The following is a 20,587-nucleotide window of genomic DNA, read 5'->3' as shown; positions in this document are numbered from 1 at the left end:
CGGCATCTCACCTGACATAAATGTCAGGCTACGTGATCAGCAGCGTCGGCGCAGCCCTAAGGCCAGGGCGACCAGCACCACCAGCCAGCCGGCATGGCCGCCGCTGCTGCCAGAATCCGCAGCGGCAACAGTGAAGCGAGCCGTTGCCGATTCCATATTACCCTCGGTGTCACTTACGCTTAACCGGTACTGATAAGTTCCCGCCGAAAGTTGCCCTAATGAGGCACTAAATGAACCATCATTAAAACTAAACCCGGTTACTTCCTCTTCGCTGCTCTCCATTACCCTGAATAACCGCAAGCTACCCGGGGCAAGATTCAAATCGGCATCAGTCACTGTTGCTGACAGGCGAACCGTTTGTCCTTCCGTTGTTCCTGTTGCCATAAAACCAGTTATGGTCGGGGCAATAGCCCTGGGTTCAACCGTTAACGCAACTCTCAGGCTGTCACTACCGTCACTGAAATCAACTCTTAGTATCGCGGTCTGCTCCGAACCAACAACTCCGGCCGTTCCTTCTATAGCAAAGCGCCGTTCACCATCAACAGCGCCACTCACCTCGTTAAAGCTAAAGTCACTAATCAGGTCATCGTCTAAATTAACCACTGACACAGCCACATCATTACTGACATTAAACAGGCTCAGTTGAGTATCAAGCTCCTCCAGTTCGCCAACCGTATCACCGGAACTTAAAAAAGCCTGCGGGCGCGAGCCAACCATATCGGAAGGGTCATTCCACAGTCCGCTGGAAATATTGAAATCATTAAAGTCGGTATTCACCACTTTTAGGTGCCAGTGAAAAGGATTATAAATATTGTCTTTATCCAGGCTCGCCGCAATCTCTTCAATATCGGTCTTTAAAGTTACCGTCATCATACGAGTGCTACCATTACCACTGACAACCCAGTCAAACCACTGTTCGGCAGTTGCTATGCCTACTTCCTGACTCACCGAAGTGCCACTGGCCGTTGTTGGAACCGCCATCTGCAATGACTGGTTACTGGTATCGGCATCAGACAGCTCAATGGTAAAGCTGGCCTGGTCTCCGGCCTCTACCAGACCTATCACATTGCTATCCAGTAGCAAATAATTTGTCCCGGTATTTGAGAAATTACCGTTAAAGCTACTATTACTGACAAAACGCCAACGCGCGGCACCGTTGCTCAACTCCTCTATCGCAATAATGCAGATATCGGTTGAGCCGTTAGGTATTCCGCTTAAAGCAACCGAGTTCACACTAAAGCTTTGTAAGTCCAAAAGTGCTTCACGACTGACAGACTCATACTGTTCGCAGCGACCACCAGCTAATGCATAACGGTCGGCGTTACCAACCGTAGGCCAGCTTAAAGTTAGCTCTGAGTCTCCAGTGCGGCTGGCCGCCATAGCATTCACATTAGTGCGTGACGCGTTATTGGCCCAGACCACACTACTGCGTTGAGCCGCCGTGCTGGCATCTGCTGCATCTATTTCGGACGCGGCTTTACCCATTGGCAGTCCAGAGTCACTATCTACTATATCGGGGCTGGAGTAGACAGCTTCATCCCGACAGGCGGCACCACTACCAAATTCACTCCGGCAGACGCCACCGTAAGACATCGTCGTATAAAAACGTCCGCTATCTTCAATAAAGCCGTAAGGAATATGGTAATCTTCTTGATCACCACCACCGCCACTCGAATTATCAGCTAATGTGTAGCGATCATGATTGAGTCCGAAGTTATGCCCAACCTCATGCGCAACGGTTCCCGTGCCCGTACAGGACAACGCGGTGTACCCTGCACCCGCGGCGCCGCTCACAAAGTTCACTAAGTTATCGCTGACATTAAAGTCAGTGGCAACAAAAGCCAGGCCGCAAACAGTGGGGTTTTCAGCGCCAATAAAGTGAACCACATCGGCCTGATAGCGATCCATCAACCGACGAACCCGCTGATCATCAACCAGTTCATCAATAATCGCGTTAGGGTCTTCTGTTGGAAAGTTTGTAGTAGATTCAGGATTAAAAAAGTCCAGACCGGCAACTGACATTTCGACGGGTAATTGTGAGCGCTCAAAAATTGAGTTACTTGTGCTCACCGCTGCTTCAATGCTTAAAGCCAAATCGTAGCCTTCGTCATCGGCGTATCCCAGTAACTCTTTGTCGTACAGAAACAACACGTCAATACTGTTATCGAACTGAGTCACCTGAGAGGTTATTTGAGCGTTGTTAGCTTTGGTTAGTGCCGCTTTACGCGTAGCCGGAGCTAGCTGAAACTGCTTTTCCAGCTGTTGTGGTTCTGTGCGGCTCTTAGGTTTTAACGGCTCTGATGGAGTTCGGTTTGTCTGATTAATATAAGTTTTACCATCGACACGACGAATTTCCACTTCACCAACATCAGGGTGCGTAATTGAAATAAGTTGGTTATTACCACGCTTATGCAAAAAACCTAAATGCTGAGTGTCGCCATTGCGGTCTTCATAAGTGAGCCGGTAACTGTTTTCCGACGACAAGCGCTCAGCCAGAGTCGCTTCAATAAGCTGGTTGTTTACAGATAACTCAATTTTGTCGCCCAGGCTTTGTGCTAAGGCAAATACCGGCGCTAAAACTATTAGCACTGCGGCGACTGTCTTTTTCATTTTAAACACCTAATTTTATGGCTTTCGTAGCCTGACGTTCACGTCAGGAACGATACCCCACCTGACATAAATGTCAGGCTACGTCGTACGGAACAGGCTACAGCCGCCCTTGTTCATCTAAATATTTCAATGTGTCGTAAAAACGGCGAATGTTACCGACATAGGTCACTGGCTCATCGCCTCGTGCGAAACCATAGCGAGTATGACGGTAGAACTGCTTTTGTCTCAGCAATGGCAGGCGCTTTTTCACATCCACCCAGCGGTCCGGGTTTCCTCCCTGGTGTTCGGTTAGAATTCGCGCGTCTTCTAAATGACCGAATCCTATATTATACGCAGCTAACGCAAACCAGGTTCTGTCCGGTTGCGGAATTCTTGCCGGCACCCTATTCAGCATGCGCTCCAGATAGCGCGCACCGCCACGAATACTTTGTTCGGCATTCAAGCGGCTCTTAACCCCCATAGCTTTGGCTGTAGGCAACGTCAGCATCATCATGCCGCGCACCCCAGTAGGAGAAACCGCCCGCGGGTTCCACAACGATTCCTGATAAGAAATAGCGGCCAGTAAACGCCAGTCAAGCGACCCTGAGTGCTCTTTAAAAGTTTCTATATAAACAGGCAGGACACGCTCTACCGCTTCTATAAACAAACTGGTCGTTACATAATTAAATTGTTTTACGTGACCAAAATGCTGCTCTTTAATATGAGCCAGGCGTCCGCTGGAGCGAATTTCGCCAAAATACTCAATAACCGCGGAAAACAAAGAATCGTCCGTGCCCTGCGGTAAAGCCCAGGCAATATCCTGATCATGCTTTACCGTAAAAGCCACACTTAAGTCGGGGTGAAACCGCCGTTGAATATCTAATGCGGTACTGTCGGTAATGGTGTAATCGACCTCGTCGCTAATCACCATCTGCAGCAGCTCGACCGCGTCGTGATCGCGGGTCGCGCGCCACTTTAGTGTCGGAATACTGTCACCCAGGCTTTTCAAAAACTCATGATGAGAGCTGCCTTCCACCACCACGATTTCGCCGTCAGTAATCTGCTGCAAGTCTCGCGGGCGCTGCCGTGAGCCCTGCTTGAAAACCACCTTCTGGCTAATAATGTCGTAAGGCGGACTAAAGCGGAATAGCTGAGCGCGCGTCGAGGTTCGGTCCAGACCCGCCGCAACAATATCAACCTCACCGCGACGCAACATGGTGAACAAGTCGTTCACGTCAAAGCGCGGCACCATCTCCAGCTCCACACCTAAGCGATCGGCAAAGCGTTTCGCCAGGTCGTATTCGAAGCCCTGCTCACGGTCATGATCAAAATAATAACTGGTTGGGTTTATCAAAGTTCCCACCCGCAATACCTGACGTTCCTGAACTACGGACATGGCATCGGGGCGGGTTTGAGGACTGCAGGCCGTTATTACACTAGCGGCCAGCAGTAAAATAGCAAACAGCGATACTGCAGACTTCGGCATATTAGAGAGATTCCAGAGCCCAATTCACATAGAGTTCAGTACCGGTTTTCAGTGCGTCTTCGTCGGCATAGAAATGCGGCGAGTGGTTACTCGGTTCTTCTGACATATCGCGCTCCGGTGGGGTAACCCCTAAAAAGACAAACATTCCCGGTACTTCCAGCGCATAGTAAGAGAAGTCTTCAGCTCCAGTCACTAAAGGCACTTCCTGTACTTTATCAGCGCCAGCTACCGCTCTTGTTACCGGCAGCATCTGCTCAATCAAGTCAGCATCATTACTGGTTACCGGATAGCCTAAATCGACATGCACATGGGCTTCTGCACCGTTCGCCTCAGCCGTTTTCTCGGCTGTGTGCTTCAATTTAGCGTGAATATCCGAACGAATATCCATGTCAAAGTTGCGAATGGTACCAATTAAAGTAACTTCATCAGGAATAATATTATTACGCACACCGCCTTCCACAATACCGAAGGACAAAACCGCCGGAGCTTTGGTGATATTCGTCTGACGACTAATAATGGTCTGTGCGTTATTAATAATTTGTGCTGAGGTCACAATAGGGTCAACACCAGCCCATGGCGTAGAACCGTGCGCTTGCTTACCTTTTACCTTAATCTCAAACTGGTCAGAAGACGCCATCAGCGGGCCTTTACGATAGCCAACATGACCTGTAGGAAAACCTGCCCAGACATGAATACCAAAGACTTTTTCTGGCTTATTGTCGGCAAACAAGCCTTCTTCAAGCATTAACTCAGCGCCGCCCTCTTCGCCTTCAGGCGCGCCTTCTTCAGCTGGCTGGAAGATAAACATAACGTTACCGGCCAGTTCATCCTTCATTTCGGCTAACTTTTCTGCCGCCCCCATTAACATAGCAACGTGAGTATCGTGTCCGCAGGCGTGCATTACACCCACTTCTTTACCACGATACTCTGATTTTACCGTCGACTTAAAAGGCACATCGGTCTGTTCAGTAACAGGCAATGCGTCCATATCCGCACGTAGCGCTATGGTTGGGCCTGGCTTACCGCCTTTTAGCATACCCACAACACCGGTATGCGCCACACCGGTTTCCACTTCCATGCCCAGAGAGCGCAAATGCTCAGCTACCATTTTTGCGGTTTCAAATTCGCGGTTACTCAATTCAGGGTTGGCATGAATATGACGACGCCATTCAATGACCTGAGCTTCTAAGTCACTGCTGACTTTTACCGGTGACTGCTGAGCAGCAGCCTGAGCGCTGTAGCCAAAGCTACTGGCCAGCATTAAGCTAATAATGAGCTTTTTCATTGTTCTCTCCTGCATAAGTGCGGATTGTTATTCTGGTACTGGGTAATATCCTGCGCTAAAATCGCCCTCATGACAACCGATGAAATCTACATGCAGCGAGCCTTAGAACTTGCTGAACAAGCACAAAACGCAGACGAAGTGCCCGTTGGCGCGGTGTTGGTCATAGACGATAAAATTGTTGGCGAAGGTTACAATCAGGTTATTTCTTTGTCCGACCCGTCCGCTCATGCCGAAGCACAAGCTATTCGTTCTGCCGGCCGGGCTATCGATAATTATCGGTTGGTCAACGCCACCCTGTACGTCACTCTGGAGCCCTGCGCCATGTGTGCGGGTTTAATTACCCATGCCCGAGTCAAACGCCTGGTGTTCGGTGCAACCGACCCCCGTACCGGGGCCACAGGCACCGCCATTGAGGTTATTAACCACGCCTCTATGAACCACAAAGTTGAGGTGATCAGCGGTGTCATGGCAGAAGAGTGTGGCGATATATTACGCCGTTTTTTCCGCGCCCGCCGCAAATCGGCTAACCTTAAATAAGCATACCCGTTATAGCGTAAGCCACTGTTGCTGCCAGCCCCGCTACTAACGCATAGGGCAACTGAGTTCGCACATGGTCAATGTGCTCCACCCCCGACGCCATCGAGGCAATAATGGTGGTATCGGAAATGGGCGATGCATGGTCTCCAAATATACCACCGGAAATAGCTGCAGCAATAAATGGAGCTGGCGGCAAACCTAAAGTCATTGCCAGCGGTATCGCCAGTGGCAGCATAATAGCAAAGGTTCCCCAACTGGAGCCAATAGAAAAGCCCGTAATAGCCGACAACACAAATATCAGCGGTAGCAGCATCCACAGCGCCACCGAGCCATCCAGAGCTGCAGCCAGGAATTCGCCCGTACCTAAATCGCGGGTTAAGCCTCCCAGCGCAATAGACAGCCACAAAATGACCGCCAGTGGCAGAATATTCCAGGCGCCTTTTAGCAGGTACTTCCCAACATCGGCTAAACCAACCGGCTGTGTCATCAGAGTACCGGCTACGGCAATGCCCAATGCCACATAAATGGCAATAAATACACTTAGAGTGCCGTTGCCATCAACCAGCACACCATTACCGGTTACCAGCAGCATAACCGGAACCATCACCACCAGTGAAATCAGGCTGGTCATGACTACCGCCGTGCCCTTGCCAAAACTGGCCTCTTCATCCGGGCCATCGCCCCAGGTGTTTTGCGATACCTGATCCGGTACAGCGTTCTTCTCAAAAGCTTTCATGGGTCCAATGTTCCAGTCGAACAGAGCCACAAAAAGCGCCAGCAATACCGCAAAAATGGCATAAAAGTTAAACGCTATAGACTGAATAAACACAAGCAGGGGTTGCTCAACGCCCTGGTTCGTAATGAGCGTTAAATTAAACGCTCCCCAGGCATTCAGCGGAATTAAAATACAAATGGCAGCACAAGTAGAATCAACAATATAAGCAAGTTTCTCGCGGGCAATACCCAGACGGTCGTATATAGGTCGTGAGGTGGTGCCGGAAATCATAATAGTCACATTCGACTCAATAAAAACCACAACGCCCAGTATCCAGGTCATCAAGCGAGCGCGGCGCTTACTCTCTATCCACTGCTTACGCTCTAGTTTCAGCACAAACTGTTTAAACGTACCGCCGTTTTCCAACACACCGAATAACGCACCAATACCCAGGGTAAAAAACCAGACCAGCATATTACTGGGGTCAATAAGGGTGTCCCAGGTACTCTCTAAAGTACCGTAGGCAATATTTGCAGGAGCAGGCCAGAACAGCAGAATATTGGCCAGAATAATACCGCCAATAAGCGCCAGCAGAACTTTTCGGGTAACGATGGCAAATACAATTGCCAATAAGGAAGGTAAAAGACTGGTCCAGCTCAGTTCCATTTGGGTGCGTTTATAAGTGTCTGATACTGGGAGGTTAAAACAATAAACCGCCGCGGGCAATACCAGCGGCGGTTTATTCATAACGCTGACGCGTCATCCCGTAGCCTGACATTTATGTCAGGTGGGATATCAATCCTGACGTAAACGTCAGGTTACATCCGTTAGAACTTGTACTCTACACCTATGCGCACAGACCATAGTGAAGGTTCACCCTGGCGTGACTGAACGTTTGATACGTCACGGAAGTTATTGAACTGATACTGACCCGCGTCATTGATTTCAACGTCAGCAATATTGATGGCGCGAGGGAATCGAGCTTCATAAAGTACGCCCCAGTCGTCATTCAGCATATTACCTAAGTTTTCAATAACGAAGAATGCAGATGCTTTGTGTCCGTCCATAAAGCCAGGCAGTTCCTGCTCAACACGCAAGTCCACTTTAGTCCACCATTTGCTGTTGAACTCGTTACGTGGTGCGATACCGCCTGCGTATTTGCTCAAACCAGACTCTTCAAGGAAGTCAAAGAAAGCGCCTGTTTCAAATGGGTTACCGTCACGGTCCGTACCGACTGCAAAGTTTGGATCATCCAGACCTGTTGGTACGTAAAGCAAACTACGTCCCTGATAAGCTATGTCACCGAAAGGACCATCACTCATTGTATAAGAGAATGGGCGGCCTTTGTTACGAGTCGCAAACAAGGTCACAGTAGTGTCGTAACCATCAAAGAACTCTTTGGTGTAGTTCGCTTTAAAGGTAAAGCGATGTGGTATCTCGTAATTAGAGGTTGCAACACCAGGGTTCTGAGCGTTAGCTGTTGCCAGGTTAGTGTAGTTAGAAAACGATACTGAGCTGGTCATTGGGTTTACGTCTTCCGCTTCGTTATACGCATAACCCAAAGTCCAGTCCAGACCGAAGTCATGAGTTTTACTCAACGCCAGTGAAACAGTCGTCTGTGAGCCTGAATCGCCATCAACGTTGGTCAACATGAAGTCGTCACCCTGATCACGTCCGTCAGTAGATAACTCTTCAAAAATTGGACGTCCGTCTGGTGCTGTACCAACCTGCTCCAGACCCAAGTTGTAGATAACCGCAGCGTCTTTCTTATCAGTGTATAAGAAGTCAGCCATCAGAATGTAGTTATCCGGCAAGGTGTAAGTTGCACCTAAAGCGTATTTCCACTCTTTTGGCAATTCGAAGTTAGGATCCATAGTGTTGATTGGGCCCTGACCACTTGCGTTAGCCACCTCGTCATACAACTCTTGAGGAATATCATAAATTGGACGACCTTCGCCAGTGTGCGGCACATTAAATAACGGCTCGTCCGCAAAGCTACGAGAAGCTTCGTATTGAGTTACACCGTTATTTGAGTAGTTATTAGAAATCCACACGTTCGGGTTACCGCCAGAATACAAGCCAACGCCACCGCGAACTTCTAAGTCTTGGTTAACAAACCAGTTGAAACCAAAACGCGGCTGCAGTAAGTCCTGTCCATCCATGTTTTGCTGGTTAGAGAAGCCATACAGCTCTTGATTTAACGGGTTATTCACCGGCATGTCATCGCTAGTGTACCAGTCATAACGTAAGCCGTAAGTGAAGGTAATGTCCATTGGAGCGTAGTAGTATTCGTCCTGAACATAAGCAGTATTTACCGCGTAAGCAAACTCAGCGGCAGCATCTTGCGGATTGTTAGTGCCGGCAGCGCTTTCATAAATTACAGTACTCGGTGTACCAGCTTCAAAGTCATCAATAGAACCGAAACGGTACTCACCCTCTGCTTCCTGAACAAACAGGTTAAACACGTCATATTCTTCGCGCTCAATACCGGCAGATATAACGTGGTCGCCAGCTAAGTAAGTACCTTTTAATTTAAAGAAGGTCGTATCGTACTTCAGCTTGTTCGCGTGACGAGAGTCGTCTGCACCTAAGTAAACCGTTGCGTCATTAACGCCAATCTGTACTTCACCGAAATCGGTGCCACCCAATGGGTTAACACGAGCGTCTAATTCCGAGTAACCAATACGCGCTTCAGTCGAGAAGTTATCACTCCAGTCAGAGTATAACTCGCCAACATAAGAGGTAAACTTAGCGCCGCGCTCGTAGAAGTGGTTAGAAAATTCCAACTCATCCGCGTCGCCATCAGACTCCGCAATAGAGTAGCCATCATTATAGTTGTAAGTTAATGACGCGCGATGCGCATCATTGATATACCAATCTAACTTAGCAAGGAATTTTTCATCCTCAACGGGCAGGCTCGGTGGGAAGCCACCTGGGTTATAGCCGTAAATATCCTGTGCAATTTGAGCGATACGGTCAACGTCCGCCTGGCTTACGCCAACAACTTCTGTTGCCGAACCAGAGCCTTCAGGGCCACGGTCAAAAGTGTCAGAACCTTCCAGTTTCTCATACGCAGTAAAGAAGAATAACTTATCTTCAATAAACGCGCCGCCAAGGTTAAAGCCATAACGTTTCTCACTGAAATCACCAACATTAATGCTGTCGCCTTCCAGTTCGTCGCCTTGCAAAGAATCGTTAGTGTAGTCATAGAACACACCACCAAACATTTCGTTGTCGCCAGTTTTGGTAACAGCGTTAATATTACAGGCAGTGAAACCACCGTACTGAACGTCAAACGGGGCAAACTCTACCGCTACCTGCTCAATCGCGTCATAAGAAAATGGCATACGCTCAGTTGGATAACCGCTGCTGTTCAGACCGAAATTATCGTTCATACGAACGCCATCAACCGTCAGACTGTTAAATCGAGGGTTAGCACCACCACACTGAATAGCACCAGAGTTCGTTTCATTGATATAAATACGCGGGTCAATCGATACAACGTCACGCAAGTCGCGGTCACTCGCCGGAGCGTTTTCTAAGTCCTGAAGGTTAAAGTTTGCTGCAGGGCTGTTGCTGCCATATAACGCATTGCTGGTCATAGAGCCGGTAACACTTAGGCGTTCCATATCTTGTTGAGATACAAGCGCTATATTCACGTTTTGTGAATCGCCCAGGGTCAAATAAACATCTTCGACAACCTGCGTACGGCCGTTAGGACCCTCCACTACGATAGTGTATGGTCCGCCAACCGGTAAACCACGTGAAGAGAACGTGCCCTGCTGGTTAGTCGTTAGGGTTTTAGTGCTTCCGGTACGCTCATCGCGTAACTGAATAGTCGCATTTGAAACAACCTGTCCGGATTCCGTGGTCACAACCCCACGAAGGCTGGATGAAGTTTCCTGAGCCATAGCTGCACCGCTAAGACCCATAGCAATAGCAGCGGCAAGGGCTGTACGCTTGAAAGTGGCATTAAACATAGTGTGTTCTTCCCAGTTTTGTTTTGGTTTTAACTGCAAATAAGGTATAGCTTAATTGTGACATTTTTGTGAATTTTGGCTAAAAAAAAGCCGCACTCAAGGCGCGGCTTTTAGCATTGCTTATATCATTGTCGTTTGCGCTATGCACTAAACTAGAAGGTGTACTTAACACCTAATTTTAAGCGCCAAGCCGACTCTTCAGCTTCGAAGATACTCCAATCGTTATAACCATAAAATGCTTCTTCGTACATGTAGCGACCTTGGTCATCAAGGCCTGCAAAGTCTACAACCGTCTGGTTAGTATACTCTTGACTCAGTACTTTACCTTTCGAACTGTCGATAAGGTTTAATAGGTTATTAATTGTAAAGTAGAAGATACCTTTATGGTCTTCTGAGAAACCAGGAACCTCTTGCTGGAACTGGAAGTCCATGTTGGTAACCCAAGGTGAGCGACCTGTACCTTTCGGTGCAAAACCACCTGCGTACTGTTCTAAACCAGCATCACGGAAGTAAGCCATAGCTTCTTCGTACGATAATGGACTATCAGGACTGAATGCAGGATCGTCGGCGCCAGTTGGAATGTATGGCAAGTAAGAGCCACCGCCCTGGAAGTATGCCTGGTCACCAAAGTCACCATCGTTGTATAGACCCATGGTGTAACTGAACGCAGTACCTGACCGACGGTTGAAGAACAAGTTAAACTTAGACGCATAACCGCTAACAAATTCAGTGCTGTAACCCAAAGCAATTTTCAGGCTGTGTTCAACCTGGTAGTCAGCAGTACCCAGTAATGCCTGGTTACGGTCACGAACAATGTTGTACTGGTAGTTTGAAGTCGCAGTAGACGACGTGCCCGGGTTACCTTCTTCGATGTCCTGGAAGGTGTAAGCCGCGTATGCGTTAAAGCCGCTATCCCAAGCCTTCGACAATGAAGTTGTTAACAACCACGCCTTACCTGTTTTATCTTCATTCGTCAGCTGTAAGTCGTAGTGACCGCTTGGTGCTGTTGGGTCGCACGGCTCATAAATGTTGATGCCTGCTGCTGTTTCATCAGCAACACAGCGTGAGATATCAATCCACTGGCTGTTATCTGTCATCCACTTACGAGTAACTTCAGCAGTTGCCTGGAAGTTGTCGCCAACACCAGGAATGTCGAAACGGTAGTCAACACCTACACGAGCAATCCAGTCAGACGGAATATCGTAGTTAGGATCGATGCTGTTAGTGTCACCGTCACCGGCTTCCATGCTGTCCAATACTGCTTGCGGAATTTGTGCAGGGTTTTGGTTTTCCAGGTACTGTTCTTCTGACACCTGGTCGCGGTCAAACTGCACCAGAGTATAGCCGTCGTTAGAGAACGAGTTTGAAATCCAAACGTTTGGACGACCACCAGAGAAGCGCCCGAATCCGGCACGAACGACCATGTCGTCAGTAGCGAACCATTTGAAGTCAACGCGCGGTAAGAAAATGCCTTTACCGTCTAAGTTTTCCTGGTTGCTGTAGCCATAACGGTCAACAAAGTTTTCGTTCAATGTTGGCTTGTCGTCAACCATGTAGGTTTCGTAGCGAATACCTAAACCTAATTCCATTGTATCATTCAGGTACCAGTTGTCCTGTACGTACAAGTTCAGCATACCTAACTCAAAGTTAGCCGCTGCGTCAGTAGCGTTATTGGTGTATGCATTCTCGTAGAAGAACTCATCGGCAGTACCGGCTTCAAAGTCATCAATTGACTCGTATGACCAAGAACCTAAAGAGTTACGAACAAATACGTTGTAAACGTCAACGCTGTCATACTCACCACCGAACTCAATTTCGTGGTCGCCGACCAGGTAATCGAATTTCGCGCCAATTTTGAAGTTATCGTTTTCTAGCTGGTTAGCGTGACGGTTTGAATCAGGACCAAAGTTAAGCGTACCGCTTTCGGTACGTACGCTGACGTCACCAAAGTCTCTGGTTACCAAACCGGAAATAGATTCAACTGATTTGTGACTAACATAAATTTCACTAGAAAGGTCAGCACTCCAGTCACCAAACCATGAAAGGCGGAACAGATCCATATTCTGCTGGTAATCATACCAGTTAGTGTCTAAGTTTAATGAGTTTTGACTGCTGCTAACACCGCGCAGATTGTTACCTTCAGTGCGGTTGTAAGTTAATGCAATACGGTGAGCGTTGCTAACGTTCCAGTCCAGCTTAACCAGCAAGTTGTCGTTTTCGGTATCGCGGACAGTGTCCCAGTTACCAATATCGAAGCCGTACTGAGTTTGTGCAATTTCGCGAATACGGTTGTATTCTTCCTGAGTCACGTTGCTGTCGTTTGGTGCGCCAGCGCCTGCAGGACCGTACTCAATTTGTGCCGGCTCTTGTGCGTTTTCGTAGTTAACGAAGAAGAAAAGCTTGTCTTTGATGATTGGACCGCCAAGCGCAATACTGTAAGTATCACGTTCATAGTCTAGCGGAACTTCTTCACCACTTTCAGGATTAACTGGATCGCCAGCCCAGGCATCACTCATGCGCTCATAAGTTAATGAACCATGGAACTCGTTAGAACCTGATTTAGTTACCGCATTAATACGACCACCAGAGAAACCACCTTGAGATGCGTCAAATGGTGCCATATCTACAGCCACCTGCTCTACCGCGTCAATCGAGATAGGAGAGCGCTGCGTTGGATAACCGTTGCCGTTAAGACCAAAGTCGTCGTTTACGCCGACACCGTCAATAGAAATAGAGTTGAAACGCGGATTTGAGCCACCAATACTCATTGGTGCTTCACTACCTGACAACAAATTAACGTATGGATTTAAACGTGCAACTTCTTTTAAGTCTCGGTTAAAAGTTGGGGTGTTAGCAATGTCACCTTCACCGAAGAAACTGCTGCTTCCTCGGTTATCACCACCTAAAATCGAAGCACCTGAAACCTGAATACGCTCCATATCGGTCGATTCAAGCTCAGCATTTATACGGTAAGACTCGCCCAGAGTTAAATAGACGTCTTCATAGACTTTACGTCCACTCTCGCCTTCAATGATAATGATGTAAGGGCCACCAACGCGCAAACCTGAATTCGAAAAAGCACCAGATTCATTGGTTGTAGCAATTGAGCGAGTTCCAGTGGGAACGTGAATAATTTCAACGCGTGCGTTTGCAGCAACTTCGCCAGACTCAGTAACAACGTTACCGCGAACGACTGATGAAGTATCTTGTGCAATGGCCGCACCACTAAGGCCAAAAGCAATAGCAGCTGCAACAGCTGTACGCTTGAAAGTAGAGTTAAACATAGTTTTGTTCTTCCCGATTTTGGTTTTGGGTATTTATGCGAAAGTGAGGGTAAAGCTTATTTATGACAATTTCGTGAAAGCTGAAAAAAATATGAGAAGCGATGGAACTTTTTTGCGAACGCAGAAGGGAAAGTTGGATCGTTCGCTTAGTATTAGATGAGGAGCCACGACATAACAACTGATTCATTACCGGAAAGCTAATAACCTGAAAGGCATTGAGCGCGCGGCAAGAGGTCGGAGCTGTATGGGATCGGGCTGATTTCATTACGCTTCTAAGACATTTTTGTGTCAGATATGTGACATATTTTAATCAAATTATTAGCTCTTGCCTAGTCATCCGGGAACCTTTATTCTCACCCACTGTCTTAGGCTGCTCTCAAACGGTTATCCCATGGGCTTTATACGGTTTTTATTAATTTTAACATTCGTTGTTCTTATGATTCCTACCTCGTTTAATGCAACTGCCGGTTCCGGCAAAGGCGAACCAGAAACCATTCGGGTTGCGACTTTTAATGTCAGTATGGACGCATCTAATTACCTGAGCGATAGCGAGCTCCCGCAATCGGAAAAATCTCCTGTACCGGAGGTGTTACAGCAGAATCATGAACAAATTCGCGGTATTGCCGAAATACTGCAACGTGTGCGACCTGATATCGTTTTACTGAACGAATTTGACTACGTTGATAAAGAAATTGGCGTCAATGTCTTTCAGGAAAAGTACCTATCGGTTTCGCAAAACGGGCAGAAAGCAATTGAGTACCCCTACGCGTATATTGCTCCGGTAAATACAGGAGTGCCCTCGCCTTTTGACTTAAATCGCGACGGCAAAACACAAGGCACCGGCATCGACGCCTGGGGGTTTGGTTGGTATCCGGGTCAATACGGTATGGTTATCTTATCGAAATATCCGTTACTAACGGATAAAGCCCGTACCTTTCAGCACTTTTTGTGGAAAGACATGCCGGGCCGCCACATTCCTTACGTAATGAACGAACAGGAACAGCCTACCGACGAGCCGTGGTACTCAGACGAGATAATGGCGCAGTATCCCTTAAGCTCAAAGTCGCATTGGGACATTCCCGTACAGGTGGACGATAAAGTCATCCATTTATTGGCTGCACACCCTGTACCTCCCGTATTCGACGGCCCGGAAAACAGTAATGGCATGCGTAACTTCGATGAGATTCGCTTGTTTGCCGACTACCTGACACCAGGGAGTGATAACTACATCTACGATGATAAGGGCACGCGTGGCGGGCTCGGCGAAGATGAAAGCTTTATCGTTATGGGTGACATGAACGCTGAAGCTGGCTCTGGCGGTATTGATGGTGCTATTGAGCAATTACTGCAACACCCGCGGGTAAATGACGTTAAGCCCCAAAGCCGCGGTGGCGAACAGCATTCTCCTGACATACAAGGTTCAAAATATCATACTGCGGCCTGGCGCAAGCGCATAGACTACGTGTTGCCGTCTAACGATTTAGTCGTTAAAGACGCCGGCGTGTTCTGGCCTGTCGGCGATGAAGCCGGCAGCAAGCTAATGCAAAACCGCAGCGCCTCTTCCGACCATCGCATGGTCTGGCTGGATATCGTTAAATGATCTAATGTGGGAACACCTCACCTGATGTAAACATCAGGCTACGCACGCCCTGTAGCCTGACATTTATGTCAGGAACCATATCACACCTGATGTGAACATCAGGCTACGCACGCCCTGTAGCCTGACATTTATGTCAGGTGAGATCTTATCGCCACGAGCAATGTACGCCACAAAAAATAATGTCGGTAAGCACACAAAAAACCCTGCAGCCCTTTATTTTACTGAACCTTTACAGTTAAAGGGCTGCTATTTAGCCTTCTGGGTGCCATAATACAAATGTCATATCCAAGGAGGCAAACGATGAAAAAATTGATACTAACAACAGCTCTACTCGCAAGCGGCTCGCTTATGTTTTCAGCAGCCAGCAAAGCTGATGATCTAAACTATGTTAGCGGCGGCTTCTCCGATTTCTACGATTCCGATTTCTACGTAGAAGGCTCCAAAACTATCGCCCCAAACTGGGTGGGTGAAGTACAGCTACAAGATATGGGTGACTACTCACTTCGTGCTGGTGCTAAATACTTCATGGACATGGGCGCAGGCAAGCAATTCAATACTTTCCTGAAAGCCGGTGTTAGCCACTATGACTTTGGCAACTACGACGACACCAGCGCTTATGCCGGTATCGGCACCATGACTAAGTTAAGCCAGCAAACCACAGCTATTGTGGACGCCGGTTATGACTGGGGCTTAGATGGCTTTGCATCAGTTGGCGCGCGCTTACGTTACGCTTTCACTGAGCAGTTCTCTGCTGACGCCGGTTTCCGCGGAAACTTCAACAGCATCGACAACGAAGTACATTTAGGCGTGACTTACCACTTCTAAAAGTGCAGGACCTCACCTGATGTGAACATCAGGCTACAAGGATTTCGTAGCCTGATATTTACGTCAGGTTACAAGGATTTCGTAGCCTGATATTTACGTCAGGTTACAAGGATTCCGTAGCCTGACATTTATGTCAGGTGGGATATCTCACCTGATGTAAACATCAGGCTACGTGCTTCCTTCTTCAATATCTCACCTGACGTAGAACGTCAGGCTACATATCATTCCCACTCGATGGTGGCAGGTGGTTTACCTGAAATATCGTAGGTGACACGGGAAATGCCGTTCACTTCATTGATAATCCGGTTTGATACCTTTTCTAGCAACTCATACGGCAAATGTGCCCAACGAGCGGTCATGAAGTCGATAGTTTCTACGGCGCGTATGGCAATAACCCAGTCGTACTTACGCTGATCACCCATAACACCAACAGAACGTACCGGCAGGAATACCGCAAAGGCCTGACTGACTTTGTTATACCAGTCGGCGTTGTGCAGCTCTTCAATGAAAATCGCATCGGCACGGCGCAGTAAATCACAGTACTCTTTCTTAATTTCACCCAATACACGAACACCCAAACCAGGCCCCGGGAACGGATGACGGTACAGCATGTTGTAAGGCAAGCCTAACTCAAGCCCAATTTTACGCACTTCGTCTTTAAACAACTCGCGTAGTGGCTCAACCAAACCTAACTTCATGTCTTCCGGCAAACCGCCTACGTTGTGGTGCGATTTAATAACATGCGCTTTACCAGTTTTAGAACCCGCAGACTCAATTACGTCAGGGTAAATAGTGCCCTGTGCCAGCCAGTCTACTTCGGTCAGCTTACCGGCTTCTTCATCAAAAATTTCAATGAAGGTGTTACCAATAATTTTGCGCTTCTTCTCTGGGTCGTTCTCACCTTTCAACGCATCTAAAAAGCGGTCTTCTGCACGTATTGGTAAAATGTTCAGGCCATAGTGGTCGCCGAACATTTCCATTACCTGCTCTGCTTCGTTCAGACGCAACAAGCCGTTGTCCACAAACACACAGGTTAACTGGTCACCAATAGCGCGGTGCAGCAACATAGCCGTTACCGACGAATCAACACCGCCAGACAACCCAAGAATAACTTTGTCACTGCCCACCTGTTCACGGATACGCTCAATAGCGTCATCAATGATTTTCGCCGGTGTCCATTGCTTCTCACAACCGCAGATATCGCTGACAAAATGCTCCAGCATACGCATGCCCTGACGCGTATGAGTCACTTCCGGGTGAAATTGCACACCATAAAATTGGCGTTCTTCGTCAGCCATAGCAGCATATGGACAATAAGAGGTTTTCGCTACGGTGTGGAAACCTTCAGGAATCATTTCAACTTTGTCACCGTGACTCATCCAGACATCCAGTAACGGCGCGCCAGACTCAGACACAGCATCTTCAATAGCTTTAAACAATGGGCTTTGCTCTACCAGTTCAATTTGCGCGTAACCGAATTCGCGCTCCATAGAGCACTGCACCGAACCACCCAACTGGTGGGCCATGGTTTGCATGCCATAGCAAATACCAAACACCGGCACGCCGGCGTTAAAGACATATTCAGGCGCACGTGGAGAGCCTTCTTCAGCCACACTTTCCGGGCCACCAGATAAGATAATGCCTTTCGGCGCAAACTCGCGGATGTCAGCTTCATCAACATCCCAGGCCCAAAGCTCACAATAAACGCCAATTTCACGAATACGGCGGGCAATCAGCTGTGTGTACTGAGAGCCAAAATCCAAAATCAATATTCGGTGGTCGTGGATATCTCTAGTCATTAGTCATCCTGTTAGTAGCCTGACATTTATGTCAGGTGCTATATCGATATTTCAAACATACGCAGCTATTTGTGCATCTCACCTGATGTGAACATCAGGCTACGTGTTCCCTGTAGCCTGACATTTATGTCAGGTGCTATATCGTTCCTGACGTAAACGTCAGGCTACGTCAATCAAATTATGAACTACGGTAATTCGGTGCTTCTTTAGTAATGTGCACATCGTGTACGTGTGATTCGCCCATGCCGGCGGCAGTCACTTTTACAAACTGCGGCTTAGTGCGCATGTCGTCAATTGTCGGACAACCAGTTAAGCCCATAGCTGAACGCAGGCCGCCCATTTGCTGATGAATAATCGCAGAAATTGGCCCTTTGTAAGCTATACGCCCTTCAATACCCTCAGGTACCAACTTATCGGCTTCATCACTTTTCTGGAAATAACGGTCAGACGAACCATTGCGCTGGTTCATAGCACCCAGGCTGCCCATACCGCGGTATGATTTGTAATAGCGCCCCTGATAAAGCTCAACTTCACCCGGCGACTCTTCTGTACCGGCCAGCATGCTACCCACCATCACACAATGCGCGCCAGCAGCCAGTGCTTTAGCAATATCGCCTGAGAAGCGAATACCGCCGTCAGCAATAATAGGAACACCCGAGCCTTTAATGGCATCTACGGCATCACTAATGGCGCTAATTTGCGGCACACCACAACCCGTAACAATGCGCGTAGTACAAATAGAGCCAGGACCAATACCAACTTTCACAGCATCGACGCCCGCTTCAACCAGTGCCTTAGCGCCAGCCGCCGTTGCTACGTTACCGGCAATAATTTGTAATTCCGGGTAGTCTTTACGAGTCTTCTTAACGCGGTCTAATACACCTTGAGAGTGCCCGTGCGAAGTATCAATAAGCAATACATCAACGCCCGCTTCAACCAGTAATTGAATACGCTCTTCCGTGCCCGCGCCAACACCTACAGCAGCACCAACACGCAGTGAGCCTAGTTCATCTTTACAGGCGTTCGGTTTGTTTTCGGCTTTTTCAAAGTCTTTCAGGGTGATCATACCCTTCAACTTGTGCGCGTCATCCACAACCAGAATCTTTTCAATACGGTGTTTGTGCATAAGCTGAAGAATCTCTTCGCTTTCTGCCGTTTCGTGCACAGTTACCAGGCGGTCATTGCCGGTCATTACATGACGAATTTCTTTGCTGTCGTCGTCTTCAAAACGCGTATCGCGACCGGTAACAATACCAACCAAATCGCCATTACCTTCAACCACAGGAAAACCCTGAAAGCCGTGCTCGGCAGTCAGTTTTTTAATTTCACCAATAGTAGTAGTGGGTTTTACGGTAACCGGGTCAGAGACCATGCCACTTTCGTATTTTTTAACTTTACGAACGTGCGCGGCTTGTTGCTCTGCAGTCATATTTTTGTGGATAAATCCGAGCCCGCCTTCCTGCGCCAGCGCAATTGCCAGTGCCGATTCAGTAACGGTGTCCATCGCAGCTGAAACCAAAGGAATATTTAAAGAAATTCCGCGCGTTAATTGCGTGCGTAAATCAGCGGTATGGGGGAGAACTTCGGAATGACCGGGAACGAGCAGAACGTCGTCAAAGGTCAAGGCTTCTTGGGCAATTCGCAGCATGTGCAACACTCCGTGACTGGATTCATGTTGCGGGTGGATTTTACCCGTTTAGTGCACGGAATGCAAGCGACAAAACATGGATTCCGTTCCTGACACATTCGTAGCCTGACATTTATGTCAGGTGGGGTGTTGAGTATCGAACCTGACATAAATGTCAGGCTACGTTATCAGAGCACATCAGGGTATCCAGCACACGCCTGCTTTTAACTGTGGTTCAGGCTCGGGAATAAACTGACACGTAGAATAGCCTGTTTGAGCATCTTTTTCGGCTTTCTCGTTATAACGATGCACAGCATTCAGCAATTTACTCTCATCGGTAATAGTTTCACTACTGTACACCACATAACTCGCTGGACCACCGCAGGCTCTTTTGCCCACCGGCAGTACCTTACAGCTATCTATACTTTGCGCTTCCGGCTTACCAATAAGGTCTTTAATATCGTCCATAGTGACCGGAGTATCTGTTGCTGACTGAGCTATACTACAACCAGCCAATAGCGCCGTCGTTGCAAAAGCTAAAAGTAGTTTCATGTGTTTCACCTATAGGTTCTTTTCAATTTGCTCAAGCCGCTCAGCTAACCAGACTTTAATAATAGATTGTCTTGTTACTCCAATGCGGGCAGCCTCTTCATCTAAAGAGTCTAGCATCCATTCAGGAAAATCCACATTCACTCGCTTTTGTTTGCGCATGTTTTTCTATATGTGCAACGGCAGAAAAATAAAATCACCGATACTAGGTAATTTATAATTTTAATTACACCAAAAGCAATTAATACCCGATATCAGTTAATTTATATTGATAAAAGCCAAAACCTATCTATAATCACTTAAACCGGTGA

At 47.8% G+C, this 20,587-nt stretch carries 12 protein-coding genes and 1 pseudogene; 3 read left to right on the top strand and 10 right to left on the bottom strand.

The window, feature by feature from the left end; genetic code table 11:
* Positions 1-36: 36 nt before the first annotated feature.
* The 3 genes from ACN0RF_RS12275 to ACN0RF_RS12265 form a co-directional block, all read right to left on the bottom strand.
* A complete protein-coding gene (locus ACN0RF_RS12275) occupies positions 37-2,610 on the bottom strand; it encodes a zinc-dependent metalloprotease family protein (RefSeq protein WP_417439238.1) in 2,574 nt (857 codons plus the stop codon).
* 97 nt (positions 2,611-2,707) lie between these two features.
* On the bottom strand, positions 2,708-4,075 hold the full coding sequence (mltF, locus tag ACN0RF_RS12270; RefSeq protein WP_417439237.1) for a membrane-bound lytic murein transglycosylase MltF: 1,368 nt from the start codon (positions 4,073-4,075) through the stop codon (positions 2,708-2,710).
* A gap of 1 nt (position 4,076) precedes the next feature.
* Positions 4,077-5,360 (bottom strand): amidohydrolase, encoded by a 1,284-nt coding sequence (locus ACN0RF_RS12265; protein ID WP_417439236.1) that lies wholly within the window; start codon positions 5,358-5,360, stop codon positions 4,077-4,079.
* Positions 5,361-5,429: 69 nt separating this feature from the next.
* On the opposite strand from ACN0RF_RS12265, the gene tadA reads away from it, so the two are divergent.
* Positions 5,430-5,897, top strand: coding sequence for a tRNA adenosine(34) deaminase TadA (gene tadA, locus ACN0RF_RS12260; protein WP_417439235.1), 468 nt, complete (start codon positions 5,430-5,432; stop codon positions 5,895-5,897).
* Here the strand turns inward: tadA and ACN0RF_RS12255 are convergent.
* The 3 genes from ACN0RF_RS12255 to ACN0RF_RS12245 all read right to left on the bottom strand — a co-directional run bounded on the left by ACN0RF_RS12255 (position 5,890) and on the right by ACN0RF_RS12245 (position 13,876).
* Positions 5,890-7,359: a Na+/H+ antiporter NhaC family protein gene (locus ACN0RF_RS12255; protein ID WP_417439234.1), complete on the bottom strand. Its 1,470-nt coding sequence runs from the start codon at positions 7,357-7,359 to the stop codon at positions 5,890-5,892. The two genes, tadA and ACN0RF_RS12255, sit on opposite strands and share 8 nt — an antisense overlap.
* Positions 7,360-7,439: 80 nt before the next feature.
* The gene (locus tag ACN0RF_RS12250; RefSeq protein WP_417439233.1) at positions 7,440-10,592 is read right to left on the bottom strand and encodes a TonB-dependent receptor; all 3,153 of its coding nucleotides are present in this window, start codon (positions 10,590-10,592) and stop codon (positions 7,440-7,442) included.
* Positions 10,593-10,744: 152 nt separating this feature from the next.
* Positions 10,745-13,876: a TonB-dependent receptor gene (locus ACN0RF_RS12245; RefSeq protein WP_417439232.1), complete on the bottom strand. Its 3,132-nt coding sequence runs from the start codon at positions 13,874-13,876 to the stop codon at positions 10,745-10,747.
* A 391-nt stretch (positions 13,877-14,267) separates the two neighbouring features.
* Here ACN0RF_RS12245 and ACN0RF_RS12240 point away from each other — a divergent pair, with 391 nt between their 5' ends.
* Positions 14,268-15,476 carry an endonuclease/exonuclease/phosphatase family protein gene (locus tag ACN0RF_RS12240; RefSeq protein WP_417439231.1) on the top strand — a complete coding sequence of 403 codons (1,209 nt, stop codon included), beginning with the start codon at positions 14,268-14,270 and terminating at the stop codon, positions 15,474-15,476.
* A 300-nt stretch (positions 15,477-15,776) separates the two neighbouring features.
* A complete protein-coding gene (locus ACN0RF_RS12235; RefSeq protein WP_034818364.1) occupies positions 15,777-16,301 on the top strand; it encodes a hypothetical protein in 525 nt (174 codons plus the stop codon).
* A 221-nt stretch (positions 16,302-16,522) separates the two neighbouring features.
* Here the strand turns inward: ACN0RF_RS12235 and guaA are convergent, their stop codons facing one another.
* The 4 genes and pseudogenes from guaA to brnA all read right to left on the bottom strand — a co-directional run.
* A complete protein-coding gene (guaA, locus tag ACN0RF_RS12230) occupies positions 16,523-18,100 on the bottom strand; it encodes a glutamine-hydrolyzing GMP synthase (RefSeq protein WP_417439230.1) in 1,578 nt (525 codons plus the stop codon).
* A 178-nt stretch (positions 18,101-18,278) separates the two neighbouring features.
* The gene (gene guaB, locus ACN0RF_RS12225) at positions 18,279-19,748 is read right to left on the bottom strand and encodes an IMP dehydrogenase (protein WP_253617674.1); all 1,470 of its coding nucleotides are present in this window, start codon (positions 19,746-19,748) and stop codon (positions 18,279-18,281) included.
* Positions 19,749-19,925: 177 nt separating this feature from the next.
* Positions 19,926-20,279 carry a hypothetical protein gene (locus tag ACN0RF_RS12220; protein ID WP_417439229.1) on the bottom strand — a complete coding sequence of 118 codons (354 nt, stop codon included), beginning with the start codon at positions 20,277-20,279 and terminating at the stop codon, positions 19,926-19,928.
* Positions 20,280-20,288: 9 nt separating this feature from the next.
* Positions 20,289-20,435 (bottom strand): annotated as a pseudogene (gene brnA / locus ACN0RF_RS12215) (type II toxin-antitoxin system BrnA family antitoxin); the annotation flags it as partial.
* Positions 20,436-20,587 lie beyond the last annotated feature (152 nt).

The organism is Idiomarina sp., assembly GCF_048260185.1.
GTDB lineage: Bacteria > Pseudomonadota > Gammaproteobacteria > Enterobacterales > Alteromonadaceae > Idiomarina.
The sequence above is the reverse complement of the archived record's forward strand: the minus strand, read 5'-3'. Positions and strand labels throughout refer to the sequence as shown.